This is a genomic window from Terrabacter terrigena (assembly GCF_042676085.1).
GTDB classification, from domain to species: domain Bacteria; phylum Actinomycetota; class Actinomycetes; order Actinomycetales; family Dermatophilaceae; genus Terrabacter; species Terrabacter terrigena.
Window position 1 is genome coordinate 1 of sequence record NZ_JBHTKH010000024.1, and the last position, 26,035, is coordinate 26,035.

The 26,035-nt window shown below is 71.3% G+C and carries 20 protein-coding genes; 7 read left to right on the forward strand and 13 right to left on the reverse strand.

The window, feature by feature from the left end; translation table 11 throughout:
- Positions 1-234 precede the first annotated feature (234 nt).
- On the reverse strand, positions 235-3,585 hold the full coding sequence (locus ACFQ2V_RS20510; RefSeq protein ID WP_386054801.1) for a TM0106 family RecB-like putative nuclease: 3,351 nt from the start codon (positions 3,583-3,585) through the stop codon (positions 235-237).
- Between ACFQ2V_RS20510 and ACFQ2V_RS20515 the strand changes: the two genes are divergently transcribed.
- Complete coding sequence (locus ACFQ2V_RS20515) at positions 3,565-4,395, forward strand: VOC family protein (protein ID WP_386054802.1); 831 nt, start codon at positions 3,565-3,567, stop codon at positions 4,393-4,395. The genes ACFQ2V_RS20510 and ACFQ2V_RS20515 overlap by 21 nt on opposite strands.
- 51 nt (positions 4,396-4,446) lie before the next feature.
- Here ACFQ2V_RS20515 and ACFQ2V_RS20520 read toward each other — a convergent pair whose 3' ends face one another.
- Both ACFQ2V_RS20520 and ACFQ2V_RS20525 read right to left on the reverse strand, forming a co-directional pair.
- Positions 4,447-5,679 carry an McrC family protein gene (locus ACFQ2V_RS20520; RefSeq protein WP_386054803.1) on the reverse strand — a complete coding sequence of 411 codons (1,233 nt, stop codon included), beginning with the start codon at positions 5,677-5,679 and terminating at the stop codon, positions 4,447-4,449.
- Positions 5,680-5,737: 58 nt separating this feature from the next.
- On the reverse strand, positions 5,738-8,554 hold the full coding sequence (locus ACFQ2V_RS20525) for an McrB family protein (protein ID WP_386054804.1): 2,817 nt from the start codon (positions 8,552-8,554) through the stop codon (positions 5,738-5,740).
- Positions 8,555-8,901: 347 nt separating this feature from the next.
- Between ACFQ2V_RS20525 and ACFQ2V_RS20530 the strand changes: the two genes are divergently transcribed.
- Together ACFQ2V_RS20530 and ACFQ2V_RS20535 are read left to right on the forward strand one after the other, a co-directional pair.
- Positions 8,902-9,528 carry a DUF6318 family protein gene (locus ACFQ2V_RS20530; protein WP_386054805.1) on the forward strand — a complete coding sequence of 209 codons (627 nt, stop codon included), beginning with the start codon at positions 8,902-8,904 and terminating at the stop codon, positions 9,526-9,528.
- Positions 9,529-10,070: 542 nt separating this feature from the next.
- Complete coding sequence (locus tag ACFQ2V_RS20535) at positions 10,071-10,439, forward strand: hypothetical protein (protein WP_386054806.1); 369 nt, start codon at positions 10,071-10,073, stop codon at positions 10,437-10,439.
- Positions 10,440-10,585: 146 nt separating this feature from the next.
- Here the strand turns inward: ACFQ2V_RS20535 and ACFQ2V_RS20540 are convergent, their stop codons facing one another.
- The 10 genes from ACFQ2V_RS20540 to ACFQ2V_RS20585 form a co-directional block, all read right to left on the reverse strand.
- Positions 10,586-11,140 carry a hypothetical protein gene (locus ACFQ2V_RS20540; RefSeq protein WP_386054807.1) on the reverse strand — a complete coding sequence of 185 codons (555 nt, stop codon included), beginning with the start codon at positions 11,138-11,140 and terminating at the stop codon, positions 10,586-10,588.
- Positions 11,141-11,433: 293 nt separating this feature from the next.
- The gene (locus tag ACFQ2V_RS20545) at positions 11,434-11,868 is read right to left on the reverse strand and encodes a hypothetical protein (protein ID WP_386054808.1); all 435 of its coding nucleotides are present in this window, start codon (positions 11,866-11,868) and stop codon (positions 11,434-11,436) included.
- Positions 11,869-11,950: 82 nt separating this feature from the next.
- On the reverse strand, positions 11,951-12,736 hold the full coding sequence (locus ACFQ2V_RS20550; protein ID WP_386054809.1) for an SDR family NAD(P)-dependent oxidoreductase: 786 nt from the start codon (positions 12,734-12,736) through the stop codon (positions 11,951-11,953).
- The gene (locus ACFQ2V_RS20555; RefSeq protein WP_386054810.1) at positions 12,729-14,255 is read right to left on the reverse strand and encodes an aldehyde dehydrogenase family protein; all 1,527 of its coding nucleotides are present in this window, start codon (positions 14,253-14,255) and stop codon (positions 12,729-12,731) included. Before ACFQ2V_RS20555 ends, ACFQ2V_RS20550 begins: the two co-directional genes overlap by 8 nt.
- Entirely contained in the window at positions 14,252-15,082 is an 831-nt protein-coding gene (locus tag ACFQ2V_RS20560) for an ATP-binding cassette domain-containing protein (RefSeq protein WP_386054811.1), read from the reverse strand. The genes ACFQ2V_RS20555 and ACFQ2V_RS20560 overlap by 4 nt, the downstream gene beginning before the upstream one ends.
- Positions 15,079-16,101, reverse strand: a complete 1,023-nt coding sequence (locus tag ACFQ2V_RS20565; protein ID WP_386054812.1) for an ABC transporter ATP-binding protein — start codon at positions 16,099-16,101, stop codon at positions 15,079-15,081. Before ACFQ2V_RS20565 ends, ACFQ2V_RS20560 begins: the two co-directional genes overlap by 4 nt.
- Entirely contained in the window at positions 16,098-17,015 is a 918-nt protein-coding gene (locus ACFQ2V_RS20570; protein ID WP_386054813.1) for an ABC transporter permease, read from the reverse strand. Before ACFQ2V_RS20570 ends, ACFQ2V_RS20565 begins: the two co-directional genes overlap by 4 nt.
- Entirely contained in the window at positions 17,012-17,959 is a 948-nt protein-coding gene (locus ACFQ2V_RS20575) for an ABC transporter permease (protein WP_386054814.1), read from the reverse strand. The genes ACFQ2V_RS20570 and ACFQ2V_RS20575 overlap by 4 nt, the downstream gene beginning before the upstream one ends.
- Positions 17,960-17,962: 3 nt before the next feature.
- Positions 17,963-19,504, reverse strand: a complete 1,542-nt coding sequence (locus ACFQ2V_RS20580; protein WP_386054815.1) for an ABC transporter substrate-binding protein — start codon at positions 19,502-19,504, stop codon at positions 17,963-17,965.
- On the reverse strand, positions 19,501-20,556 hold the full coding sequence (locus ACFQ2V_RS20585) for an isocitrate/isopropylmalate dehydrogenase family protein (protein WP_386054816.1): 1,056 nt from the start codon (positions 20,554-20,556) through the stop codon (positions 19,501-19,503). The genes ACFQ2V_RS20580 and ACFQ2V_RS20585 overlap by 4 nt, the downstream gene beginning before the upstream one ends.
- A gap of 166 nt (positions 20,557-20,722) precedes the next feature.
- Between ACFQ2V_RS20585 and ACFQ2V_RS20590 the strand changes: the two genes are divergently transcribed.
- The 4 genes from ACFQ2V_RS20590 to ACFQ2V_RS20605 all read left to right on the forward strand — a co-directional run bounded on the left by ACFQ2V_RS20590 (position 20,723) and on the right by ACFQ2V_RS20605 (position 26,003).
- The gene (locus tag ACFQ2V_RS20590) at positions 20,723-22,153 is read left to right on the forward strand and encodes an amidase (protein WP_386054817.1); all 1,431 of its coding nucleotides are present in this window, start codon (positions 20,723-20,725) and stop codon (positions 22,151-22,153) included.
- Complete coding sequence (locus tag ACFQ2V_RS20595) at positions 22,146-22,949, forward strand: FadR/GntR family transcriptional regulator (protein ID WP_386054818.1); 804 nt, start codon at positions 22,146-22,148, stop codon at positions 22,947-22,949. Before ACFQ2V_RS20590 ends, ACFQ2V_RS20595 begins: the two co-directional genes overlap by 8 nt.
- A 75-nt stretch (positions 22,950-23,024) precedes the next feature.
- Positions 23,025-25,430 (forward strand): Tex family protein, encoded by a 2,406-nt coding sequence (locus ACFQ2V_RS20600; protein WP_386054819.1) that lies wholly within the window; start codon positions 23,025-23,027, stop codon positions 25,428-25,430.
- A 141-nt stretch (positions 25,431-25,571) separates the two neighbouring features.
- Complete coding sequence (locus tag ACFQ2V_RS20605) at positions 25,572-26,003, forward strand: SRPBCC family protein (RefSeq protein ID WP_386054820.1); 432 nt, start codon at positions 25,572-25,574, stop codon at positions 26,001-26,003.
- Positions 26,004-26,035 lie beyond the last annotated feature (32 nt).

Here is a 26,035-nt window from a genome sequence, read left to right on the forward strand (position 1 = left end):
TCGACGGATAATCCACGCCCCGAATTGGATTCACGGTCATCGACAGATTCTACTTCACCCAAGCAGATATGCAGAACGGATGTTCGACTACCTTTCAAGGGGTTCAGCACATCTGTGGAGAATGAATTCGACTGCGCCACAATCGGTCTGGCGACGTGACGCACTACCGGCACCGCTGCGGACCTGGCCGTCCGCGGTTCTGACGCGAGGTCCGGCCCGTCGAGGAACCGGGTCTCAGACCTCCTTGGCCTCGTCGACGTAGCGGCACAGGGCGTTCACCGCACGGAGCTCCTCGGGCGTGTGCACCTCGGCGTCGGTGAGCAACGGGCTGCCGACGATGACGGCGAGCGCCTTGGCCCGCGAGATCGCGACGTTGAGGCGGTGCAGGTCATAGAGGAACGACACCCCACGCGGCGCGAGCGCCGCTGTCGTGCTGGCCATCGAGTAGATGACGACGGCACCCTGCTGGCCCTGGAACTTGTCGACCGTGCCCACCCTTGCGCCCTCGGGGAGCGCCGCCGCGAGCGTGGCGACGTGGGCGTTGTAGGGGGCGACGACGAGGATGTCGTCGATGCCGATGGGCCGGGTCACGCCCGCCGCGTCGGTCCACGCGCCGCGGAGCAGGTCTGCCATGAGCTCGCCCACGACGGCGGCCTCCTGTCGGCTCGACTGCTCGCTGGGCTCGTCGTGCTCGACGGGCACCCACCGGAGGCCGTCGCCGGACAGGGCGCCGGGCGCGTCGACCGCCAGCAGCTCACGGCCGGGCGCAGGCTGGAGGCGGCCCTCGTAGGCCAGCTCGGAGACGAAGGCCGTGAGCGACGGGTGCATGCGGTGGGTGCGGTCGAGGAAGACGCCGCGCTCGGGTGGGATGACGTCGTGCACGCCGCCGTCGGCGTCGGTGCGGAGGTGGTCGAGGGCCGAGACCCCGGAACCGTAGGGGTGCACGGCCTTGGTGGGCTGGGTCAGCTGCTGGGGGTCGCCCAGCAGGACGAGTGAGCGCGCGGCGGGAGCCACGGCGACGGCGTTGGCGAGCGAGAACTGCCCGGCCTCGTCGATGACGAGCACGTCGACGGCGTCGACCATGTCGTCGCGGGACCAGAGCCAGGCGGTGCCTCCGACGAGGTTGGCCTGGCCGCCCGCGAGGGCTGCGGCGATCTCGGCGTTGTCGGTCGTGTGCCGGATCAGCGCGTTGGGGTCGTCGGGCTCGGCGCCCTCCTCCGCGTTGCTGCCGTCCTTGTGCCACGCGGGGCGCTGCACCTCGTCGAGGAGGTTGAGCACGACGGCGTGGGACTGCGCCGTGACGCCGACCCGGAGCCCGGCGTCGAGCAGCTCGCGAATGAGGGCCGAGCCGGCATACGTCTTGCCGGTTCCGGGCGGGCCCTGAACCGCGAGCACCTCACCGTGGAGCCCTCGACCGACCCGGACGACGACGTCCTTGGGCGTCTCGTCCTCACGGGCGGCGAGCATGTCGGGGGCGGGGACGACGCGGTCGAGGAGCCGGGTGGCGAGGTTGCCTCCGCCGGACAGGGCCAGTGCGGCGGTGCGGGCGATGCTGGCGCGGAGGACCTGGTCCATGACGGGCCCGGGACCGCCCAGCCCGCGAGGGTGCGGCGGGGCGAGCGACTTCTTCATCGACAGCTCGACCCAGCCCTCGACCGGGTCGAGGTCGACGACCTTGCCGACCGGCGCATGCGTGTCGACGTCGGGGACGTACTTGCCGATCGACACCTTGCAGTCCTGCGGCGGGAACGGGTAGCGCCAGACCTTCGAGAGCTTGACGATGCGCATCTCCTCGGGCTCGCCGAGGTCACCGATGGCGGTGCCGTCCTCGACGAGCTCGGCGGTCTCGAGCTCCTTGTAGCGGAAGAAGTCCCACCACTCGGGGCGCTTCTCGCGCCGGTGCCAGCCGACGAGCCCGGCCAGCAGGTGGTGCCCGGCATCGACGAGGGCCTCGGCGAGCTGGATCTCGGCCCGCTCGTCGTCACCGATCTCGCGCAGCTGCTCGGGCACCGGCCGCGACAGGGTGTGACCGCATGCGGCGAGCTCGGCCCGTCGGGCCTCGAGCCAGTCGTGCAGCGCGAGCGTGGAGCGGACGTCCTCCTCGTTGTAGCGGCGGATGTCGTCGAGGATCGCCTGGTCGGCCTCGCCGTCCTCGCGGCCGGCGAGCCAGCGTTCGTACTCGACGACGGAGGAGAGTCCGTCGGCCACGCCGTCACCCTCGGCCTTGCGCGTGTGGCCCCAGTAGAACTCCTCGAGCTTCTTGATCGAGTAGGAGCCCTTGCTGATGCGGACGCCCTGGCGCACGACGGCATACAGGTCGACGAAGACCTCGTGACGCAGCAGCTGGTCGAGCTCCGCCTCGCGCGTGGCGTGCTGGCCGACGAGCCGTTTGAGGGCGGTCGTCTCGTACGGCGCGTAGTGGTAGACGTGCATGCCCGGGTGCAGGCGCCACCGCTCCGTGAGCCAGTCGAGCAGGTCGGTGGTCAGCCGGCCCTCCTCGTCGAAGTCGTGGGCCCAGAAGTCGACGAACTCGCCCTGGCGCGTCCAGATGCCTGCGAGGTACTCGCGGCCGGCGCCGCCCTCGGCCCACGGGTCGCCCTCGCAGTCGAGGTAGACGTCGCCGTCGTCGGGCTCGGGGAGCATCTGCAGGCCGCGCGCCGGCTCGGGGTCGAGCAGCTCGAACTGCGCCTGCCCCGTCTCGCGCTCGGCGAGCTGGAGCCGGGCCTGCTGGAGCAGCCTGCGCCGGGTCGTCGTCGAGAGGCGGGGCGCGAGCTGCTCCTCGGTGGAGCCCGCGAGAGCGCGAAGCGTGGGGATGCCGAGGTCGATGAGGGCCGCGCGGTGGTCGGCGCGCATGCCGGCGACCTGGATGAGGTCGTCTCGGTCGAGCCACTCCTGCGCGCACCTCTCCTTCCAGCGGCACTGCCCACAGTGCTGCACGCGGGACGACTCGGTCTCGCGCGGGTTGGCGATGGCGTCGAGCAGCTCCGCGCGGCGGCGACGCGCGTACGGGGCGACGTCGACGAGACGCCACGGGTGCGCCTCGGTGTCACCCGTTACGACGGTCAGCCACTGCGGAGGCACGCCTTGGAGCGTCTCGAGGCGGGCGGCGTACGTCGCCATCTGCAGGAGGGCGGGCACCTTGAGGCGACGGGCGAGCTTGGTGTCGGCGACGTCATAGCGCCACGTGCCGAAGGCGCTGCGCTCGCCTTGGGGCAGGTCCACGCGCAGGAGGAAGTCGGCGAGACCGACCCAGTGCCCGTCATAGAACGTCGCCTGGTAGACCACGTCGACGCCGCGGCGCATGGCGTCGACGGTCGCCGCCTCGGCGGCCGGCCCGCGCAGCGCCAGCGCGGCGATGTCCTCGACGACACGGCCCTCGGCCACGAGCCGGTCGAGGTAGGCGCGCTCGTGCTCGAGCCCCTTTGCGAAAACGAGGTTGAGCGAGTCGTCGGTGCCCGACGGCCGGCCGCCGCGCCCCGGTGCAGCGTCGAGCGCCGCGAGGTCGAGCGTGGTGATGTGCGCGCAGGCGACGTGCTTGGTGAGGTCCGTGGGGCTCAGGACCAGGTGACCGTCGATGCGCTGCATGGCGCCGAGTATGCCGTCCGCCACCGACATGACGACGTCCACCCGGTGCCGCCCGGCGCTGGCCAGCGCCGGGCGACGCCGGTCGGGGCCGGGCCGACGCCGATCGTCCCCGCCGACGGCTACGGTCGCCGTATGCCGCTCGCGACGTACAAGGACCTCTGCATCGACGCGTCGGACCCGCACGCCCTGTCGGCGTTCTGGGGTCCGCTCCTCGGCTGGGAGTCCCACCCGCACGACGACGGCGACTCGTGCCTGCGGGTCGGCGACGAGGTCCGGGTGTGGTTCAACCGCGTTCCCGAGCCCAAGACCGTGAAGAACCGGCTGCACATCGACGTCAACGCGGGCTCGCTCCAGCCGGCGCTCGATGCCGGCGCCGTCGTGCACGACGAGCAGCCGCGCTGGACGGTGATGCTCGACCCGGACGGTCAGGAGTTCTGCGTCTTCGTGCGCGACAAGCCCGTGACGCAGCCGTTCTACGAGCTCGTCTGGGACGTCACCGGCGACGCCGACGCCGCCCACCGGCTCACCGAGTGGTGGGCCGAGGTCCTCGGTGGCAGTGCCGTCCGCGACGACGGGTTCAGCCACGTCGAGGGAGTCGCGGGCCTGCCCTTCGAGGCGGTCGTCTTCCAGCCCGTGCCCGAGGAGAAGACGACGAAGAACCGCATCCACGTCGACGTGACGGCGCTCGACCTCGGCCCCCTGGTGGCAGCAGGGGCGACCGTGACCCGCCGGAAGGGCGACGGCGACATCGGCTGGACCGTGATGCTCGACCCGGCGGGCAACGAGTTCTGCGCGTTCACCCCGGACTGAGCACGGCGGCATACAGGGAGGCGACGCCTGGGTCGCGCTGTGGTCGATGGCTCAGCGGCGCGAGCGGACGAGGGTCGGCACCTCGAGCTCGCCCGGTGAGTCCACGAGCTCGCGCACCAGGTCGGCGAGCGCGTCGAGCGACCTGCACACGGCGGCATACGACCCGTCGAGGCGGATCGGACGGCAGAGGATGCGCGTGCCGGCGTTGCGGATGACGATCTCGGACTCTGGCGCACGGTCGGTGTTGCAGTGCACGAGCATGCCCGTCGGCAGCCCGAGGGCGGTGGTGTACGCGATGAGCTCGAGGTAGTCGCGCGAGGCCATGTAGCCGTCGGCGCCCATCGAGTACTTGGCGTCGCCGACCAGCACGACATCGCTCCCGCGGCGCACGACGAGGTCGGGAGCCATCGTCACGGCGCGCCCCTCGTCGAGCCAGACGTCCTCGTCGGTCTCGATGCGAAGGTCCGGGGCGAGGCGCAGGTCGAGCTCCTGGGAGATCCAGCGCTGGAACAGGTCGTCCATGTCGACCATGAGGCTGTTCGCCTGCTGGTCACCGGCCTCATGGCTCAGCGACATCGCTTGCAGCACAAGGCGACTGAGGCGCATCGCGTCCTCGTAGTGCTCGTTGAGGCGGGTGATCGGCAACGGAGCCGCGTGCCTCGTGGCGGGCGTGTCGGCGACTCCGTCGAAACGGCCGAGCACCCGCAACGCCTCGCGCCGGACGTTCGGGGCGAGCTGCGGCCAGGCGAGCATCGCCTGGAGGGTGCACCGGAAGAGCTGGTTCTCGACGATGTCGGCGGTGAAGTCGTCGAAGCGGCACTGTGGCTCGGCGGCGCTCCACGGGCGGCGGGCGAACTCCTCCACGAGCAGGCGACCGCGGATGGTGCGCATCCGCTCCTCGCGCGGGACGTAGCCGTGGACGAGCCCGCGCATCGTCGCCGAGTCGATCAGGCGGATCGCGAAGTAGGCGACTCCGTCGATGAGCTCGTCGGTGTCGCTCCACGTCACGTGCTCGTGGTCGAAGGCGTCGGGCGAGACCCCGGCGCCGAGCATCGCGAAGAAGTTGGTGACCGACACCTTGGGGGCGACCCGGACGACGAGGCCGGGCACGGCGAGGGCGCCCACCCAGCTCGTCGCGCCGATCGTCACGACGTCCGGGTCGGCGGTGGCGTGGATGACGAGCCGCTCCCCCGCGGCCACCACGAGGGCGGCACGTGTCTCGCGGGACAGGCGGACCGGCCCCGAACGTCCGTGCTCGGGGATCGGGGGCAGCTCGATCGTCATCGGCGGGTCGGCGCGACGCGGTGTCGCCGAGTCCGGGAGGCGGTCGGGGTCGTCGCCGTCACGGTCGCGACAGGTCGAGCTGGCCGTAGCGGGCCTTCACGTTGTCCCAGCGGAACTGGGCCAGCTCGTGCTCGCGGCCGTAGAGCTGGTCCTCGATGAAGGGGTAGACGTTGTAGTCCCAGATGCGGCGCAGCGTGGCCTCGTCGCCGTCGAGCCCGGGACGCATGAAGTACGAGTGCCCGATCTGCAGGTGCGGCCCGCGCAGCGCACGCCGTAGGTCCTCGTTGACGCGGTCGACGAGGTTGGCGACCCAGACGGGCCCGTCGTGGGCCTCGAGCCAGCGACGGAGCAGGCCCTCCATGGGCCCGTCGTGCGGCATGAACGGCACGAAGTCGAAGCGGCGGCGAAGCGCGGCGTCGACGAGGGCGATGGACCGGTCGGCGGTGTTCATCGTGCCGATGAAGTAGAGGTTCGGCGGCAGCTCGAAGCCCTCGTCGGGGCGGTAGCTCGTCTTGACCGAGTGCGAGCGGTACTCGAGCAGGAAGAGCAGCTCGCCGAAGACGCGCGGCAGGTTCGCGCGGTTGATCTCGTCGATGATCATGATGTGCGGCGTCAGCGGGTCGGCCTCGGCCGCCTCGGCGAGGAGCGCGAGCGGGCCCTTGCGCAGCTCGTAGACCATCTGGCCCTGGTGGTCGATCTGCGGCCGGAAGCCCTCGAAGAAGTCCTCGTAGCTGCTGCTCGGGTGGAACTGGACGATGTCTCGCTTGGCGGGGTCGGGCTGCAGGGCCTGGGCGAAGCGCTGCGCGAGGTACGTCTTGCCGGTGCCGGGAGGCCCGTAGAAGATGACCTGCTTCTTCTCCTCGAGCAGCGCCCGGATCTCGCGGAGGAAGTCCTCCTCGATGAGCAGCTCCTGGGCAGCGTCGCCGAGCGCGTCGTGGTCGGGCATGAGCGCCTTGTCCGAGCGGCGCATGAGCCAGTAGGCGAGCTGCGCCTGACCCCAGGGGTCGTCGGGCAGGAGCGGGTCGAGGGTCTGCTTGAGCAGGGCGTTGGTCTCGACGTGGGTGCGACCGCGCGACTTGCCCTCGGTCCAGCGGGCGGGGCCGCCGAGGCGGGTCAGCATGGCGATCTTGCCGGAGTCGCCACCGAGGGCGAAGAGCGGCAGCCAGTGCTCGGGGTGCGCGATCGCGAAGAGCTTGAGCACGACGCTCTCGCCGAACCCCTGGACCGGCACGTCGTCGGAGCCGAGGACGCGGTTGATGCGCTCCTCGTCACGTCCCTCGCCCCAGAGCAGGTCGCGCACCATGAGACGCAGCTCGTCGATGCCGGTGGCGTCGAGGGCGTTGATGCTGCTGATGAGCACCGACTGGGCGCCGATGTCGCCGTAGCCACGCGTCGAGACGATGCGCTTGAACGTGGCGAGGTCGAAGTCCTCGAGCCCCTCGCGGGAGAGGCAGGCGGCGAAGACGCGCCGCTGCTCCTGGTGCCAGGCGTCGCGTTCGCTCGGGTAGGGCCGCTCGGTCTTGAAGATGTCGACCTCGCTCTCGAGGTCGACCATGGCGGCGAGCTCGAGGCTGGGGTCGTCGAGGGGGCCGCGCTGGCTGGAGGTCATGAAGCGCAGCAGGGGCGTGAGCGTACGGGCGGTGGCGATGATGTCGTCGGCGAAGTCGGCACGACCGAGCGCCTCGTCGCCCTTCCACCAGCGCCCGACGAACGCCTCGCCGGACGGGTACTCGCGCCCGACCGGCTCGAGCCGGTCGGTGCGGCCGTCCTCGTGCACGCGGAAGAAGGTCAGTCCGCGGGGCAGGTGCTCCTGCACGATGGTGCCGACCTCGCGGTGCTGCTGGTCGCTCTCGCCCTCCCAGCCACCGTGGAGGCCGAACGCGACTCCCGAAGGGGTGACCCACAGGCGGAAGCCGGGGGCTCCGGCGCCGCCGACGAGGATCCACGCGGCATACAGGTCGGAGCGGTAGGCGGCGTCCTCGCCGGCGTGCTGCTGCAGGGCCAGCGTCGGGGCCTCGAGGTAGAGGCCCGTCTCGGTGGAGAGGCGCTCGATGAGGCTGTCGGAGATGTGGTCGGCCTCGCCGCGCAGCTGGCGTGCCAGGTCGGCGGCGCGCTCCTCGCGCTTGTCGTTGCTGTAGCCCGAGGACGGGCGGAAGTCGGCCGCGATCTCGGCGGCCTCCACGCACACGTCGAGCGCCTTGGGCGCGATGCCCACGAAGGCCTCGGTCTCCTTGAGGTACCAGAGGATGCGAGCGGCGTACTTGGGGTCCTCGGGACGCAGCGCGCCGCAGAGGTCGGCGAACGCGACGTAGCGCTCGGCGTGGCTCAGGCCGCGCTCGAGCCAGCCGAGGCGCTGCAGCATGTGCGGCGCGTTCTCCCACATGAGGGGCCACTCGCCACCGTCGTCGGTCGACCAGAAGAGCGAGAGGACGTATGCCGTGTGGCCCGGTCCGGGGGCCCGCTGGCCCCGTGCGCCGCCGCGGGCGAGGAAGGCCTCCATGGCCTGGAGCTTGTCGGAGGCGTCCTGCGGGGAGGCCGGTGTCTGCAGGGTGAGCTTGAGCAGGCCCACGACCTCGGCGTACTCCTCCTCGGCGCGACGGACGAGTGAGGCGAGCCACGGGCCCCCGATGGGGCCGAAGCCGACGTAGGGACCGTCCTTGCGGGTCCACTGGTTCATCGCCTCCTTGAAGGCGAGCAGGTCGCTGGAGGCCACGAGGTCGGCGAGGATCTCGCGCAGCTCGCCGTTGCGGGACGCGCGCTCAGAGTCGAGCTCGGCGAAGAGTGCCTGGGCGTCCTTGTCGGCCTCGGCGGCTCGCTCGATGAGCGCGTACTTCGCGCGCCAACGCTTGACGTCGACGCTGTCGGTGCGAGACATGGGGCTCCTTGCACGCCCACTGCTAGGGCGAATAGCTACTGCGCGCGTGGAGGTGCGCGCAGGACCGCGGAAAGGTTACCTGCCGGTCGCCCGTGCTCCGAAACTCGTGGGTGTGTCACCGGCGAGTCCCCGGAATCGCAGCGTCGAACGGCCCCTGACGGCAGCGAATCGTCACCATTGTGACCTGTCCCACCGGAGGATGCGCACCCGGGGGGCTGTGGACGGTGGGGGTCGCTCGGCGTGCGTGTCGGGCAGGATGGCCATAGGTTCCGAGGAGGAACAACGGGGGCGAAACGCCCTTCACAGACGCACCGCACACGATGGTCGACGATCGACAGGGGATGCCGATGACCGCCGCCGCCAGGGCCGACCGACACCGGAAGCTGCTGCCGTATGCCGCCGCGCTCGTCGCGCTGGCGACGCTCGGTGCCTGCACGGGCAGTGACCCCGGCCAGGACACGGCCACTCCCCCGGTGACGTCGTCAACGCCGGCGACCACGACGGCCGTGCCGTCCACCACGACCAAGCCCACCCCGACGGCCACGGTTGACCCAGTGATCGCCAAGATCCCCGCCGCCGCCCGGGCGAAGACCGAGGCGGGAGCCCAGGCGTTTGCGCGCTTCTTTATCGAATCGCTAAACACTGGCGCTACGACGGCAAATCCTCAGGTTCTCGAGGGCTTGTTTACCCCGGCCTGCGAGACTTGCAAGGCCATGCACGACTCCCTGCAAACGCTCAAAATGAAGCATCAGCGACACACCGCACCCTCAATCAAAGTCACGGGAACGACCGCAGTGGCCACCACAGGCAGCGCACGCCAGGTGCTGATCGACGTGCAACAGATTTCGGTCGCGGTTATCGACTCCAAAGGCAACACGATTCGCACCACGGCAGAGGGGCCTGGGGCTTTCGTCATGACCTTGGGAGTGGCTCACGGCCACTGGGTCGCACAACGACTCCAGACCGCCTCATGATCCTCAGTCGCGCGATCGCCTCGATAACGATCGCGCTCTCCCTTCTGTCCTTGGAACCTCACTCAGGCGCGACCACCGGAGCGAACCCGTGTGACGGCGAATGGGTCGACTGTGGAAACGATAAGGACGGCGCCTACGCTCAGCTCCTCCCACGCCAGGACGTAATCAACCTGCCCAACTTCCCTGGCGACGACGGGGGTGTTGTCGTCGACAGAGACGCCAAGTTGCCGCGCTACGAGTACAGGTCCCTGGCCGACTGCTATGAGGCAAAGCCGGGATCGAGCACGGAAGGCGTCACGTGCACCGGCGCCCTAAGGTCGTGCCCACCGACGGAAGTCGGGCCGCGGCTGCGCATTTGGCGGCGTGTGGTCGCAGCCGGGAAGTCCCCGGGCCCTTGGATCCTGATCGGCCTAACATGCGCAGCGGATGTGGCGCCGGGGGCTAGGCCGACGCTGACTATGGCGGATCTCAAGGGAGCCTTCATGCGGACGCCGTGGTCGAAACCGCAGGTCTCCAGCCAGCCGGCCGGCAATACGACCCTCGTGAACCTGCGGACCTTCTACAAGGTCAACTGGACGCCGAAGGGCTTCCAGCCCGGCGAGGTCGACCGGTCCGTGCTGCGTGGGATCCCTGTGCAGATCCGGCCGAAGCTCGTCGGCTTCACCTACGTCTTCGGCGACGGGTCCTCGGTCGGCCCGACGACATCGACAGGCGGCGTCTACCCGGACGGCGACATCACCCACGTCTACGGCGCCAAGGGGCAGTTCCCCGTCCGCGTCAACACCACGTTCGGGGCGGACTTCAGCCTCGACGGCAGCACGTGGGACGAGATCCCGGCGACCGTCACCGTTCCAGGCCCTCCAACGGTCGTGACGGTGCGGGAGGCGAAGGGCGTGCTCGTCAACAACTGAGCATGAATCGCTCCGCGACCACTGTGCGTTGAGTCATCGGATGACGCACGTGGGCGGATGAGGGCGCCGCCTGGGGGCTGCGCGATCGTGAGTCACGGGGCGAACCAACGCAGAGTGGCCGGCGGCAGCCTGGCGAATGCGTGGGTCTACGTTCCCTGGGCCGGCTTGTCGCCGACGCCATCGTCGGCCGCACCCTCGTCGAACACGAACGTCCCCTGCTCGGACTCGCGTGGCGCGCGGCTGGGAGCCTCGACCTGCTTCGCGGCCTCGGCATCAACCTCGACCGCATCGACAGCCCGGATGGCTTCAGGCTCTCCGAGTCCGGCCACGTCGCCGTAGGGTGTCGCCTCAGCCACGGGCGGGACGTGGGCCTCCACATCGCCCACTTCTGACGCGGGCTCGCGGGCCAGCAGTGCATCCTCGTCCTGCGCGTCGCGGTGCCAGCTCTCTGCCGACCCGAGCTGGGACGAGAACTCCGTGGGCGCACCGCCGAAGGCCGACGCGTCGTCGACCTCGCCCTCGTACGCGTCGCCGACACCCGCGTCGCGTGACGGGGAACGGCCCGCCTCACCCTGACCAGACCGTTCGCTTCCTGAGACCGGGGATTCACCGCTCGGGACGGACTCGCCCTCGCGCCTCGTCAGGAACCAGGTCACGACCGCGCCGATCAGCAAGGCCACGAGGACCAGCCACCACTTCATCGCACACCTCCAGCCGTACCGGACGCGCCGGGGCTCGCCTCGAGATCGAAGTCGCCGCCCACCGCCGCGGCGCCCCCGGCGAGCGCGAGGGCGGCCCACCACTGCCAACCGATCGAGCCACGCGGACGCGCTGTGGACGTCCCCGGTGCATGGGCCTGCGTCATCGGTCCTCCAAGGTCGGGTCGTGGCCGCGATGGCGGTCACCGCTTGGACGGTACCCCGATGAACCGCACCAGGGACGGAGGAGGCCGTAGGTCTCTGCAGGTCGTCCGACCCGAGCCGGACGACGCCGCTCAGGCCGCTGCGCTGTCGCCCTCGCTGGGCAGCACCCCGACGGCCTCGGGCGCCGCGATCGCAACCGCGTGCAGGGTCACGCCGGCACTGCGGCAGGCCGCCTCGAAGGCCGCGCGCAGGTCGCGGTCGCGAGGCGTCGGCGTGGACCGGCCCGGCCGCGCGATCACCATCACGACGTCGTGCACGCCGTGCCGCGCCGCCTCCGCCAGGGCCAGGGAGACTCGCTCGCCGACCGCGGCCGTGTCGACCTGTCGTGGCTCGTCAGGCAGGCAGACTGGCTGCAGCAACCGCCTGTTGTGATGGCAGAGGAGCAGGTAGGTGGCGCCGCCCACCCTCGACCGGTCGGTGGCGATCAGGTCGACCACACCCTCGAGCACGGCGGGGTCGGTGATCGGTCGTTGGGCCCAGTCCCGCGGCAGATCGTCGAAGCGCATGGGTTGAGCATGACGGCGACCGGTGACAGTGGGCCGTCGTTGTCCACATGCCCCGAGCGCCGGTCGGCGCCGAGCCACGGGCTCAGGTCGGCGGTGTGTACCTGCCGTCGACAGCGGTCCACCCGCCGTCGACGAAGAGCTGGCTGCCCGTGACGAACGAGGAGGCGTCCGAGGCGAGGTAGACCACGGCGCCGGCGAGCTCGTCGGGCCGCGACCAGCGTCCGAGTGCGCTCTTGCTCGCGTACGCCTCCGACCACTCCGGCACGGCGTGGATCTGGGCGGTCAGCGGTGTGTCGACGATGCCAGGGGCGACGGCGTTGACGCGAACGCCCCGCGGTCCGAGCTCGGCCGCCGCGGTGCGCAGCAGCTGCACGAGCCCCGCCTTCGTGGCCGCGTAGACACCCTGACCGGGCTCGACCGTCACCGCACGGATGGAGCTGAAACCGATGATGCTCCCCCGCCGGCGCTCGGCCATTCCCGCGCCGAAGGCCCTCACGAGGTCGAACGGGGCACGCAGGTTGAGCGAGACGACACGTTCGAACTCGTCCGCGGAGTAGTCGAGCAGCCGCTTGCGCACGTTCGTGGCCGCGGTGAAGACGAGGACGTCGACGGCACCGAGCTCCTGAGCAGCTCGAGCGACCGCGTCCCCGTCCGTCACGTCGAGCTCGTACGCGTCCGCGCCGGTTCCCAGCGCCGCGGTCTCACGGGCAGCGGCGAGGTCGCGGTCGACGCACACCACGTCGGCGCCCTGGGCGGCGAGCGCGAGCGCACTCTCGCGCCCGATGCCGCTGCCGGCACCCACGACGACGGCTCGCCGGCCGTCGAGCCGGAACAGCTGCGAGTAGTCGGGTCGGTCGAGCTCAGACACGGGTGGCCCCCTGTTCCTCCGGCTCGGGCGCCGGGTCGGTTGCGGTTGGAGCGGCTGCGTGGGCCGCCGACGGGCGGATGATCGCCATCCGCGTCACGGTCAGCTCCTCGATGGCGAACCGGGGTCCCTCACGACCGACACCGCTGTCCTTGACGCCGCCGTAGGGCATGACGTCCGAGCGGAAGCCCGGCACCTCGTTGACCACGACGCCGCCGGCCTCGATGCGGTCGACCGCCGCGAAGGCCGAGCCGAGCCCCTCCGTGAAGACGCTGGCGTGCAGGCCGTAGCGCGAGCGGTTCACGGCGTCGATGGCCGCGTCGAAGTCGGTCACCGACCGCACGACGACGACCGGGCCGAAGATCTCCTCGTCCCAGGCCAGCTGTCCGTCGGGCACGTCCAGCAGCACCGTCGGCTCGATCACGCCCTCGCGGACGCCGCCGCCGTGCACGAGCGTGGCCCCGGCGTCGCACGCGGAACGCACCCACTGCGACACCCGCTCCGTCGACCGCGCGTCGATGAGGGCCGAGACCCGCGTCGCCTCGTCGCGCGGGTCGCCGACGACGACCCGGTCGATCCGCGCCGACAGCGCATCGAGGAAGCGGTCACGCACCGACTCGACGACGACGACGCGCTGCACGCTGATGCAGGCCTGCCCCGACGCGTAGTAGCCGCCCCGCACGACGGCATCAGCCGCAGCGTCGACGTCCGCGTCGGCTGCCACGACGAGCGCTGCGTTCGAGCCGAGCTCGAGCAGCACCTTGGTCGGTGCTGCGTCGCGGGCGATCTGGTGCCCCACCGCGGCCGACCCCGTGAACGACACCGCGGCCACCCGCGGGTCCGTCGTCAGCGTGACCCCGACCTCGACCCCGCCCGTCACGAGCTGGATGCCCGCGCGGGGACCGCCCGCCGCCGCCAGCGCCTCGCGCAGCACGTGGACCAGCCACAGCGTGGCGAGCGGCGTCTGCGGCGCAGGCTTGACGACGACCGGGCAGCCGGCGGCCAGCGCCGGCGCGAGCTTGTGCACGGCGAGCAGGAGCGGGTAGTTGAACCCGGCGATCCCGACGACGACGCCGACCGGCTTGCGCACCCAGAACCCGACCAGCCCCTCACCGCTCGGCAGCAGGTCGAGCGGCACGGTCTCACCGTGCAGGCGGGCCACCTCCTCGGCCGCGGTCACGAGCGTCAGGAGCGTGCGGTCGACCTCGACCCGGCAGTCGACGAGCGGCTTGCCCGTCTCGAGCACGAGGAGCTGCTCGATGTCGGCCCGTCGCTCGGACAGCAACCGATGGGTCTCGGCCAGGGCCGCCCGACGGACGTGCGACGGGAGGGAGCCCATCTGCTCACGGATGGCGGCGGCATACGAAAGCGCTTGTGCTGCAATCTCACTGGTACCGATGGGCGCCAGGGCAACGGTCTCGCCGGTGAAGGGAAAGGTCACCCGCGCTGTCTCGTCGACGTCGACCCAGCCGTCTCCGACGGGAAGGCCTGCGGGGTGTTCGGGTGCGTACGCGATGGTCACGATGGTTCTCCGAGAAGGTCGGCTGCGCCCGCCCCGGCCAGGGCTCTGCGCATGCTCGGCGCCGCCCGCAGGAGGCGCTGGGTGTAGGGGTGCTGTGGGTCGTCGAAGACCTGCTGCGTCGGGCCCGTCTCGACTATCTCGCCGGCGGACATGACGGCAACGCGCTCGCACACGTGACGCACCACCGACAGGTCGTGGGAGACGAAGACGAGGGTGAGGCCGAGCTCGCCGACGAGGTCGGTGATGAGGTTGAGCACCTGTGCCCGCACCGACACGTCGAGGGCGCTCACGGGCTCGTCGGCGAGCAGGATCGACGGCTTGGGCGCCAGCGCCCTCGCGATGGAGATGCGCTGGCGCTGCCCGCCCGAGAACTGGTGCGGGAACCGCTCCCCTGCCTCGGCGCTCAGCCCGACGGCCTCGAGCAGCTCACTGACGCGTGCCCTGCGGTCCGGCAGCCCTTGGGCGACGAGCGGCTCGGCGATGATGTCGCGCACGCGCATCCTCGGGTCGAGTGAGCCCATCGGGTCCTGGAAGACGAGCTGGAGGCTGGAACGCAGGAAGCCGAGCCGCCGCTCCGGGAGGCCCGACACCGTCTGCCCCTCGACCTGCACCTCGCCGCTCGTCGGCTGGTCGAGACCCGCGAGCAGGCGCATGAGCGTCGACTTGCCGCACCCGGACTCACCGACGATGCCGAAGCGTTCGCCCGGAGCCACCTCGAACGACACACCCTTGAGGGCTTCGACGACGGGGGCGGGGCGCCGCAGCGAGGTGCGTGGCCGTCGGTACTCGCGGCGCAGGTCGCGGACGCTGATCGCCGGGGACGTCATGACGCACGCTCCTCGTGGGCGGGGTGGTGGCAGGCGAACCCCTTGCCCGGGTCGGGACCGGTCCAGGCCGGCGTCGTGGCGCACTCCTGCGTCGCGTGGTCGCAGCGGCTGCGGAAGACGCAGCCGTCGGGAAAGGCTCCTGCCGCGGGAACGGTGCCTCGGATGGTCGGCAGGCGTCCGCCGGGCGAGGCCGCGGCGAGGTCGGACGCGGCGAGCAGGCCCTGCGTGTAGCGGTGCCGCGGCCGGCGGAACACGTCGTCCACGGGGCCCGCCTCGACGACCCGTCCGCCGTACATGACCAGGACCCGTTCGCACACCGTGGCGACGACGGACAGGTCGTGGGTGATGAAGAGCATTGCGGCGTCGCGGGACTCGACTCCCCGCACGATGAGGTCGAGCACGCGCGCCTGGACGGTGACGTCGAGCGCCGTCGTCGGCTCGTCGCACACGAGCAGCGCCGGGTCGTTGGCAAGGGCGATGGCGAGGACGACACGCTGACGCTGGCCACCGGACAGCTGGTGGGGGTACGCCTTCGCCGCGTCGGCGGGGTCGGGCAGGCCCACCTGGTCGAGGAGCTCCACCGCTCGCGCGCGCGCCGCCCGCCTGTCGGGGCCGCCGCGTCCGGCGTGCACCGTGATCGCCTCGGCAACCTGGTCGCCGACGCGCATCGTCGGGTTGAGTGCCGTCATCGGCTCCTGGAAGACCATCGCGACCTCACGCCCCCGCACCGCGGCGAGGTCGCGCTCCCGGGCACCGACGAGGTCCCGCCCGACACCTGCAAGCCGGATCGAGCCGCCCACGGCCGCGTCGTCGGGCAGCAGGCCGAGCAGCGCGAGGCTCGTGAGCGACTTGCCGGAGCCCGACTCGCCGATGAGCCCGACCCGCTCGCCACGGTCGATGCTGAACGTCACGTCGTGGAGCAGGTGGTGGCGACCGATGCGCACGTCGAGGCCCTCGACGTCGAGCACTCGTGCAGACGGGACGTCCGTCGGGCGGGTCTGTGCTGCAACGGCGCTCATCGCCGGTCCTCCATCCGCGGGTCGTAGTGGTCACGGAGCCCGTCACCGAGGAGGTTGAAGCCGAGCACGGCGAGTGCGATGGCGATGCCGGGAACGACCGCCAGCCGAGGGGCGGCGAACAGCAGCTCCTGGCTCTCCTGGAGCATGCGGCCCCAGCTCGGGGTCGGTGGTGGTGTGCCGAATCCGAGGAACGACAGCGCCGCTTCGGCGAGCACCGCGATGGCGAACGAGACCGAGGCCTGGACGATGACGAGGCCGCTGACGTTCGGCAGCACGTGCCGCAGGCCGATCGCCCACGGCCCGCGGCCCGCGGCCCTGGCCGCCATGACGTACTCCGTGCTCAGCACCTGCAGCGCGCCGCTTCTGACGAGGCGCACGAAGCTCGGCACCGACGCGATGCCGATGGCGACCATGGCCACCAGCGTGCTGCCGCCGTAGACGGCGCTGAACATGATCGCGAGCAGCAACGCCGGGAAGGCGAGCAGCAGGTCGATGCCGCGCATCAGCGGCTCCCCCAGCATTCGCGGCGCCATCGCGGCGACGATGCCGAGCGGCACGCCGACGAGCCCGGCCACGCCGACGGCGACGAGCCCGACGAAGAGCGTGGTCCTCGCCCCGACGAGCACCTGGCTCAGCACGTCACGGCCGAGCTTGTCGGTGCCCAGGAGGTAGTCGGGGTCACCGATGGACCGCAGCCGCGCGGAGGCGTCGACGAAGGTGGGGTCGTGGGGGGTCCACACGAACGACACGAGCGCCATGAGCACTACGACGCCCACGATGGCGGCACCGACGAAGAAGCTGGCTCCGGGGCGCCGGCGTGGGCCCGCGGCCGCGCCGGCGTGGTCAGCGGGGACCGCTGGGACACTGGGCCCGTCGAGCGAGCCGGCCGGGCGAGGCGTGGCGTCGGTGCTCATCGTGCCACCTTCAGTCTCGGGTCGATGACGAGGTAGAGCAGGTCGACCACGAAGTTGACGACCAGGACGGCGAGCACGAGCAGCATGACGATGTCCTGGACGAAGATCAAGTCGCGGTTGGCCACCTGGTCGAGCAGCAGGCTGCCCAGCCCCGGGATGACGAAGACCCGCTCGACGACGACCGCGCCGATGAGCAGCGTCGCCAGCTGGAGCGCCAGCACCGTGACGACGGGTATCGCCGCGTTGCGGAAACCGTGCCGGCGCAGCGCCTGCAGGGCGCCGAGCCCCTTGGCGCGGGCCGTGCGGATGTAGTCCTCACGCTGCACGTCGAGGATGGCGCTGCGGACGTACCTCGTCAGGACCGCCCCTTGCACGAGCCCGAGCGACAGGACCGGCAGGACGAGCTGGCGCAGGAACTGTGGCGGGTCCTCGTTCGGCGGCGTCCAGCCGTTGGCCGGCAGCCACTGGAGCTTCACGGCGAAGACGGTCACGAGCAGGATGCCGGCGAGGAAGGCCGGAACCGCCACACCGACCTGCGAGATCGCCGACAGCACCAGGCCGCTCGGCTTGCGGTGCCGCAGGGCCATCACCGTGCCGAACGGGACGGCGATGACGAGCGCGAGCACCATGGCGCACACCACGAGCCACAGGGTGACCTGGAGGCGGTCGACGATCTGCGGTGCGATCGCCACCCGGGAGACGTAGCTCGAGCCGAGGTCGAACTTCAGGAACCCGCCCATCCACGAGAGGTACTGGCTCACGAGCGGCTCGTCGAGGCCGAACTCCCGGCGGAGCTGGGCCACCGACGCCTCGGACGCGTTGACGCCCAGGGCGACCCGGGCCGGGTCGCCGGGCAGCAGCGCCATGAAGACGAAGACGAGCACCGAGCTCACGACGAGGCTCGCGACGAGCGTCGCGGTGCGTCTGGCGATCTGGAGCAGCATCCGTCAGGAGCGGGCGAGCCCGGCGAGGTCGAAGGACTCGGTGATCGCGTTCTTGGGCAGGCCGGTGATCCCCTTCTCGGCCACCATGAGGTTCGGCAGGATGAACAGCACGTCACCGGCTGCGTCCTCCGAGAGCTCCCGGGCGGCCTTCTTCATCAGGGTCACCTGCTCCTCGGGCGTGCCGGAGTCGGCGGCCTTGAGGTCGGCCTGCAGCTGCTTGTTGTCGTAGCGGGTGTAGTACTTCGGGTCGCCGAAGACCGCCGGCAGGTCGCGCGGCTCGACGTGCGCGACGATCGACATGTCGTAGTCCGCGTCGGTGAACACGGTCGAGAGCCACACGGCCGGGAACTCGAGCTGGTCGAGGGTGACCTTGAAGCCGGCCTGCTCGAGCTGGCTCTTGACGACCTGGCCGCACGAGACGGCATACGGCAGGGACGGGATGCGCAGCCGCACCGGCGTCGCAGCCGCACTCGTCTGCGCGAGAAGGGACTTGGCCTTGTCGAGGTCGTGCGGGTAGAGGCCGGTGAGGTCCTCGTACCACGGGTCGGTCGGCGGGACCATGCTGCCGGCGAGGGTGCCGCGGCCGGCCCAGCAGGTGTCCAGGAGGGCCTTGTGGTCGATGGCGTAGCGCGCAGCCTGGCGGACCTTGAGGTCGTTGAACGGGGCCTTGCCGTTGTTGAACGACAGCAGCACCTCGCCGTTCGTCGTCCCCTCGACGATCTCGTACGCGTCGTTGCCCTGGAACTGGGCGAGCGACTCGGGCGCCTGCACGGTGCCGATGACGTCGATCGTCTTGGTCAGCAGCGCGTTGTTGAGGGCCGTCGGGTCCTTGAAGTACTTGAGCGTGACGTTCTGGAAGTAGGGCTTCGTCCCCCAGTAGGTGGGGTTCGCCTTGAGCGTGATCGAGTCGCCGCGCCGCCACTGGTCGAAGACGAACGGGCCCGTCCCGACCGGCTTGGTGGCGAGGTCGGCGACGGCCTTCTCGGTCATCATCGCGCCGACGCGCGTGGACATGCGGTAGAGCCAGTCGTTGCTCGGCTTGCTCAGGGTGACCTGCAGCTTGGTGTCGCTGACGGCCTTGGCGTCCGAGACGACGTCCATGGCGGCCTTGAGCGAGATCGTCCAGTCCTTCTTGACCCGGTTGATCGAGTAGACGGCGTCCTTGGCCGTGAAGGCCTGCCCGTCGGTGAACTTCGCGTTGTCGACCAGGTCGAAGGTGTACGTCTTGCCGTCGTCGGACACGGTCCAGGACTTCGCGAGCGACGGCTTGATCTTTCCGTCCTGGTCGACCGTCACGAGAGTTTCGTAGACGTTGTCGAGCAGGGCCTGTGGGATGGCGGCGCCGTCCTTGGTCGTGAAGTCGAGACTCGCGGGCTCGGCCACGAGACCGACCGTGAGCGAGGTGTCACCGCCTCCCGAACCTCCGGTGCCTCCGGTGCCTCCGGCGCCTCCGGAGCCGGACGACCCGGAGCCTGCCGAGCAGGCCGCGGTGAGGGCGAGGAGCAGCGCCGCAGACGCCGCCGTGCCGATGCGGGTGGGCTTCATCGTGACTCCATCTCGTGCAGGACCGCTGCGGCCAGCTGCGAGGTGCTCGCGGTGCCGCCGAGGTCGGGGGTGTGGTGCTGTGCTGAACGCAGGGTGGTGGCCAGGGCGGTGCGGACCGCGTCGGCCGGTGCGGAGTGCCCGAGGTCGTCGAGCAACATGGCTCCGGAGAGCAGGCACGCGGTCGGGTTGGCGATGCCGCGCCCGGCGATGTCGGGGGCGGAGCCGTGCACCGGCTCGTAGATGCCCGGCACCGCGCCGCCCGGCAGCACGTTGGCGCTCGGTGCCATGCCCATGCCTCCGGCGAGAACCGCCGCGAGGTCGCTGAGGATGTCGCCGAAGAGGTTGCCGGCCAGCAGGACGTCGAGCGAGTGCGGTGCCTGCACGAGGCGGGCCGCCATCGCGTCGACGAGCACGATCTCGAGCTCGACGTCGGGATGGCGCTGCGCGACCTCGCGCACGACGGAGTCCCAGAGCGGGTAGCCGTGACGCATGGCGTTGGACTTCGTCACCAGGGAGAGCCTCCCCCGGCGCTGCTCGGCCAGCCCGAACGCGTACTCGGCCGCACGCTCGATGACGCGCCGCGAGTGCACGGCCACCTCGATGCCGAGGTCGTGGCCCGTGCCGGCGTGCGCGAGGCCACCGGCGCCGACGTACTCGCCCTCGGTGTTCTCGCGGACGATCACGAGGTCGACGCCCTCGACGTCGCGAACGCGACTCGGCACACCCTCGAAGGCTCGCACCGGGCGAACGTTGACGGCGAGGTCGAGCTGCTGGCGCAGACCGATGATCAGGCCCCAGACGAGCTCGTGGTCGGGGACGTCGGGTCGACCCACCGCGCCGAAGAGGACGGCGTCGTGACGGCGTACGGTCTCGGCGCCGTCGGCGGGCATGGCGGCGCCTTCACGGACGAAGCGGTCTGCGCCCCAGTCGAGCTCGGTGACCTCCAGGTGCTCGCCATGACTCTCGAGCGCGGCCGACAGCACGGGCAGGGTGGCGGCCACCACCTCCGGGCCGACGCCGTCGCCGGGAATCGCTGCGAGTCGAACCGTCATGGCTCTCCTGTCCGTGGAGGGGTCGTCGTCGACCCACCGGAAGTCACTGGTCTGACCAGTAGACTTTTTCGCCGTGAGAGGTACCGTTGCTCTCATCAGGCCGGATGTCAAGACCTCGTCCGGCGGCCCAGGCGGCCCGAGAGCCGTCCGACGCGGAAGGACGCCCATGCCGCACCCGTCTGGCCGACCGGCCGGCCTCACCGCCACCGACCTCGTCCGCGCGTACGCGTTGCGCGACCTCTCCCCCGTCGAGGTGCTGCACGACGTCGCCGACGTCATCAGGACCCGCGAGCCCGAGGTCAACGCGTTCTGGCGGCTCGACCTGGAGGCCGCCGAGGCTGCGGCTCGCGAGAGCGAGGCCCGTTGGCGCAGAGGCGATCCCGCTGGTCCCATCGATGGCGTGCCGGTCACGATCAAGGAGAACCTCGGACGCGCCGGCGTGCCGATGCCGGCCGGCAACGCCGGGGTCGAACCGGTCGTGCCGACCCGCAGCAGCCCCGTCGCCGAGCGCGTCGAGGAGTCGGGCGGCGTCGTGCTCGGGTCCACGGTCATGCCCGACTGGGGGATGCTCAGCTCGGGCGTCTCGAGCCTGCACGGCGTCACGCGCTCACCGTGGAACCCGGCGCTGACGACGGGCGGCTCGAGCTCGGGCGCCGGCGCCGCGGCCGCGGGTGGCTACGGCCCACTCCACGTCGGCACCGACATCGGCGGCTCGATCCGCCTGCCCGGCACCTGGCTGGGGCTGACGACGCTCAAGCCGAGCGCCGGCCGCGTGCCGCTCGACACGCCCTACCTGGGTCGCGCCGCCGGCCCCATGACCCGCTCCGCCCGTGACGCCGCGCTGCTGCTGTCGGTCATCAGCCGGCCCGACCCGCGGGACTGGACGAGCCTCCCTCCGACCGACCTGGGCACCGTGCTGCCGCCGGAGCCGCTCGACGTCCGCGGCCTGCGCGTCGGGCTGCACCTCGACGCCGGGTGCGGGCTCGCGCTCGACGCCGAGGTGCGGTGTGCCGTCGAGGCCGCTGCGAACGTCTTCGCGGAAGCCGGTGCCGAGGTCGTCCCGCTCGACCCCTTCATGACTCCCCGCATGCTCCGCGACCTGGACGAGTTCTGGCGGGTGCGGTCGCTCAACGACTTCGACGCCCTGCCGCCCGACGCCCGCGAGCGGGTGCTCCCGTTCATCCAGCGGTGGGTGCTCGCGGTGCGCGACGTCGACGGTGGCTCGGTCCTGCGTGACTACGCCAGCATCATGGCCCTGCAGCAGGCGACGGTCGCGGCCACCGAGGCCTTCGACCTCGTGCTGTCCCCGGTGGCGCCGGTCGCCGCGTTCCCGGCCGAGTGGCCGATGCCGTGGGGCGAGGATGACCTGGGAATGGCGCACATCGGCTTCACCGTGCCCTACAACATGTCGGGCCAGCCGGCCGCGTCGGTCAACTGCGGGTTCACCGCCGACGGACGCACGATCGGGCTGCAGGTGTCCGGCCGCCGGTTCGACGACGTCGGGGTGCTTCGCGCCGTCGACTGGTACGAGGAGCACCGGGGTGCCGACGCGACGCCGGTCTGGCCCATCCCCGCGGCAGGAGAGAACCGTGGCTGACACTCCCGTGTCCTCCCCCACCCCGCCCGCTTCGGTCGCGCAGGCCGCCCGGGGCTTCGAGCCGGTGCGCTCGGTCCGTCTCTACGAACGCATCGTGGAGCAGGTCGAGGAGGCGATCGCGCGCGGCGAGCTGCGCCCGGGCCAGCGCCTCCCGAGCGAGCGCGAGCTCGTCGTGCAGTTCGGTACGAGCCGAGCCACGGTGCGCGAGGCGCTGCGCGTCCTCGAGAGCAACGGCGTGGTGCGGTCGCGACCCGGCGACCCGAACGGACCCGAGATCCTGCCCTTCACCACCGGCGGCCTGACGAAGCAGATGCGACGCCTGGCCCGCGCGGACGGCCTTTCGCTCTCCCAGCTGCTCGTGTCCCGGATGATGCTCGACTCGACGGCCAACCGCCTCGCCGCCGTCCTGCGCACGGAGGCACAGCTCGCCGAGATGGACGCAGCGATCGAGCAGATGCGCACGTCCGTCGACGGCGGCTACGGCTCGTTCAGCGAGGCCGACTTCGCCTTCCACGAGGCGATCGCGCGGGCGAGCGGCAACACCCTCATCCAGGTGTGCAACGGCGTCGTGCGCGACACCGTCCTCTCGCTCATCTCCGACAAGATCGCGCACGCCCGCAACGCGCAGGCGCTGATGAAGCGCTCGCTCGGCCACCACGAGCAGGTGCTGGCGGCGATCCGGGCCGGCGACGGTCCGGAGGCCGGACGAGCATCGCTGCACAGCCTCTACGACTACTACGCCAGCTACGTCCCCAAGGCCGAACGCGCTGCGCTCGAGGCCCTGCTCGACGACTGACCCTGCTCGACGCCCCACCGGGGCGGCACGGCAGAATGCGTGGCTCGGTCAGGTCGTCGACAAGGAGAACAGCCCGTGAGCGTGCAGGTGAAGGTCGCGTCGATCGAGCGTCGCATCGCGGAGGAGCTCGGTGTCCGCGACGGGCAGGTGACCGCTGCGGTCGGCCTGCTCGACGGTGGCTCGACGGTCCCCTTCGTGGCGCGCTACCGCAAGGAGGTCACGGGCGGCCTCGACGACGCGCAGCTGCGCACCCTCGAGGAGCGCCTGGGCTACCTGCGCGAGCTCGAGGAGCGCCGGGCTGCCGTGCTCGCCTCGGTGGAGGAGCAGGGCAAGCTCGACGACACCCTCCGCGCCCAGATCCTGGCCGCCGAGACGAAGGCGCGCCTCGAGGACATCTACCTGCCCTTCAAGCCGAAGCGGCGCACCAAGGCCCAGATCGCCCGCGAGGCGGGCCTCGAGCCCCTCGCCGACCTCCTGCTCGGCTCGCCCGACACCGAGCCGGCCACGGCCGCAGCCGGCTTCGTCAACGCGGACCGCGAGGTGGCCGACGCGGCTGCCGCGCTGGACGGCGCCCGAGCCATCCTCGTCGAGCGCTTCGCCGAGGACGCCGACCTCATCGGCGACCTGCGCGAACGCGTCTGGAAGCAGGGTCACGTCGGCTCCAGCGTGCGAGCGGGCAAGGAGGAGGTCGGCGCCAAGTTCTCCGACTACTTCGACTTCTCGGAGCCGCTCTCCACGCTGCCGTCGCACCGCATCCTCGCGCTCTTCCGCGGCGAGAAGGAGGACGTCCTCTCGCTCGACATCAACCCCGACGACCCAGCCGCCGAGGCGCAGCCCGGCCCCACGGCATACGAACGGGCGATCGCGCACCGCTTCGGCATCGAGAGCTCCGGCCGCCCGGCTGACCAGTGGCTGGCCGACACGGTGCGCTGGGCCTGGCGCACGAAGATCCTCGTCCACCTCGGCATCGACGCCCGCATGCAGCTGCGCCGGGCGGCCGAGGAGGAGGCCGTACGCGTGTTCGCGGCCAACCTGCGCGACCTGCTGCTCGCCGCCCCCGCCGGCGCGCGCGCCACCATGGGTCTCGACCCGGGCTTCCGCACCGGCGTCAAGGTGGCCGTCGTCGACGGCACGGGGCGCGTGGTCGCGACCGACGTCATCCACCCGCACGTGCCGCAGAACCAGTGGGACCGCTCGATCGCCACGCTCGCGCGCCTCGCGAAGGAGCACGACGTCGACCTCGTCGCCATCGGCAACGGCACGGCGTCGCGCGAGACCGACCGCCTCGCCGCCGATCTCGTCAAGCGCCACCCCGAGCTCAGGCTCACGACGGCAGTCGTCTCGGAGGCGGGCGCGTCGGTCTACTCGGCGTCGGCGTTCGCGTCGCAGGAGCTGCCCGGGATGGACGTCTCGCTGCGCGGCGCGGTCTCCATCGCCCGCCGCCTGCAGGACCCGCTCGCCGAGCTCGTCAAGATCGACCCCAAGTCGATCGGCGTCGGGCAGTACCAGCACGACATCTCGCAGACGGCGCTCTCGCGTTCGCTCGACGCCGTCGTCGAGGACTGCGTCAACGCGGTGGGGGTGGACGTCAACACCGCCTCCGCTCCCCTGCTGACCCGCGTCTCGGGCATCACCGCCGGGCTGGCCGACAGCATCGTCGCGCACCGCGACGCGACCGGGCCGTTCCGCAGCCGCACGGCCCTCAAGGACGTGCCGCGCCTCGGCCCCAAGGCCTTCGAGCAGGCCGCCGGCTTCCTCCGCATCCCCGGCGGCGACGACCCGCTCGACGCGTCCGCAGTCCACCCCGAGGCCTACCCCGTCGTACGCCGCATGCTCGAGTCGACCGGCCAGAAGCTCACGTCTCTCATCGGCAACACCGCTGCGCTCCAGGCGATCCGTCCCGCCGACTTCGTCGACGACACGTTCGGGCTCCCGACGGTCACCGACATCCTCCGCGAGCTCGACAAGCCGGGGCGCGACCCGCGGCCCACGTTCAAGACGGCCACCTTCAGGGAGGGCGTGGAGGAGATCAAGCACCTCGAGCCGGGCATGACCCTCGAGGGTGTCGTCACCAACGTCGCGGCCTTCGGAGCCTTCATCGACGTCGGCGTCCACCAGGACGGCCTCGCACACGTGTCGGCACTGTCGAAGAGCTTCGTCCGCGACCCCCACGACGTCGTGAAGTCAGGCGACGTCGTCAAGGTCAAGGTGCTCGACGTCGACGTGGCCCGCAAGCGGATCTCGCTCACCCTGCGGCTCGACGACGAGCTGCCGAGCGGCGGGTCCAAGGCCGACGCCGCCGGCTCCCGCCAGTCCGGGTCGGGCGGCCAGCGACAGGGCGACCGGCAGGGCGCCCGGGGTCAGCGGCGGGACGGCCAGCGGCAGTCGCGCGGCGCCCAGGACGGCCGTCCGCGCCGCGACGACGCCCCGGCGAACAGCGCGATGGCCGACGCCCTGCGCCGCGCCGGCTACACGGGCTGAGCCTGCCCGCAGCCGGGTCCGCCGACGACGCGGCAAGTAGCCCGATGGGGGGCCTTGTCGTCCGGCCCGACGTCTGGTCGACTGGACCCACGATGGGTCCGGCCCATCAGGGGCCGGTCCGAGTGCCGCGGAGGTGTGCCCATGAGCAGTTCGACCCAGTCCGTCCCCGACGCCGAGGACGCAGAACCGGACCAGTCCCTTGCCGGCGTGCATGCGAGCGTGACCGTCGACCGCCCGGTCGACGACGTGTGGCGCCACCTGATCAGCTCCCGAGGCACCGAGGCCCTTCTCGGCCGGGGGGTCTCCCTGGGCAGCAAGGGCGAGTCCTGGCACAGCGACGACGGTCCGCACGGCGTCGTGCGCAGCTGGCACCCGATGGAACAGATCCGGGTTTCGTGGCACCCCCACGTCGACGGCCCCCTCAGCATCGTCGACCTGCAGCTGAAGCCCGAGGGCGACGGCACCCGCGTCGACCTCTACCACGAGGGCGAGGGCATCGCCGAGGACGGCGCCGGCCACAAGCACCGCTGGGACGACGCACTGGGTCGCTTCTCCACGTCGATCGACGGGTGACCGTGCGCGGTCCGGTGCGCGAGCACTGAGAT

Coding starts and splice junctions, on each gene's coding strand:
- ACFQ2V_RS20510 (WP_386054801.1), bottom strand. CDS start 3,585: ATGCAGCGCATCGACGGTCACCTGGTCCTGAGCCCCACGGACCTCACC.
- ACFQ2V_RS20560 (WP_386054811.1), bottom strand. CDS start 15,082: ATGACGTCCCCGGCGATCAGCGTCCGCGACCTGCGCCGCGAGTACCGA.
- ACFQ2V_RS20530 (WP_386054805.1), top strand. CDS start 8,902: ATGACCGCCGCCGCCAGGGCCGACCGACACCGGAAGCTGCTGCCGTAT.
- ACFQ2V_RS20520 (WP_386054803.1), bottom strand. CDS start 5,679: ATGACGATCGAGCTGCCCCCGATCCCCGAGCACGGACGTTCGGGGCCG.
- ACFQ2V_RS20585 (WP_386054816.1), bottom strand. CDS start 20,556: ATGACGGTTCGACTCGCAGCGATTCCCGGCGACGGCGTCGGCCCGGAG.
- ACFQ2V_RS20580 (WP_386054815.1), bottom strand. CDS start 19,504: ATGAAGCCCACCCGCATCGGCACGGCGGCGTCTGCGGCGCTGCTCCTC.
- ACFQ2V_RS20575 (WP_386054814.1), bottom strand. CDS start 17,959: ATGCTGCTCCAGATCGCCAGACGCACCGCGACGCTCGTCGCGAGCCTC.
- ACFQ2V_RS20590 (WP_386054817.1), top strand. CDS start 20,723: ATGCCGCACCCGTCTGGCCGACCGGCCGGCCTCACCGCCACCGACCTC.
- ACFQ2V_RS20605 (WP_386054820.1), top strand. CDS start 25,572: ATGAGCAGTTCGACCCAGTCCGTCCCCGACGCCGAGGACGCAGAACCG.
- ACFQ2V_RS20570 (WP_386054813.1), bottom strand. CDS start 17,015: ATGAGCACCGACGCCACGCCTCGCCCGGCCGGCTCGCTCGACGGGCCC.
- ACFQ2V_RS20565 (WP_386054812.1), bottom strand. CDS start 16,101: ATGAGCGCCGTTGCAGCACAGACCCGCCCGACGGACGTCCCGTCTGCA.
- ACFQ2V_RS20540 (WP_386054807.1), bottom strand. CDS start 11,140: ATGAAGTGGTGGCTGGTCCTCGTGGCCTTGCTGATCGGCGCGGTCGTG.
- ACFQ2V_RS20525 (WP_386054804.1), bottom strand. CDS start 8,554: ATGTCTCGCACCGACAGCGTCGACGTCAAGCGTTGGCGCGCGAAGTAC.
- ACFQ2V_RS20545 (WP_386054808.1), bottom strand. CDS start 11,868: ATGCGCTTCGACGATCTGCCGCGGGACTGGGCCCAACGACCGATCACC.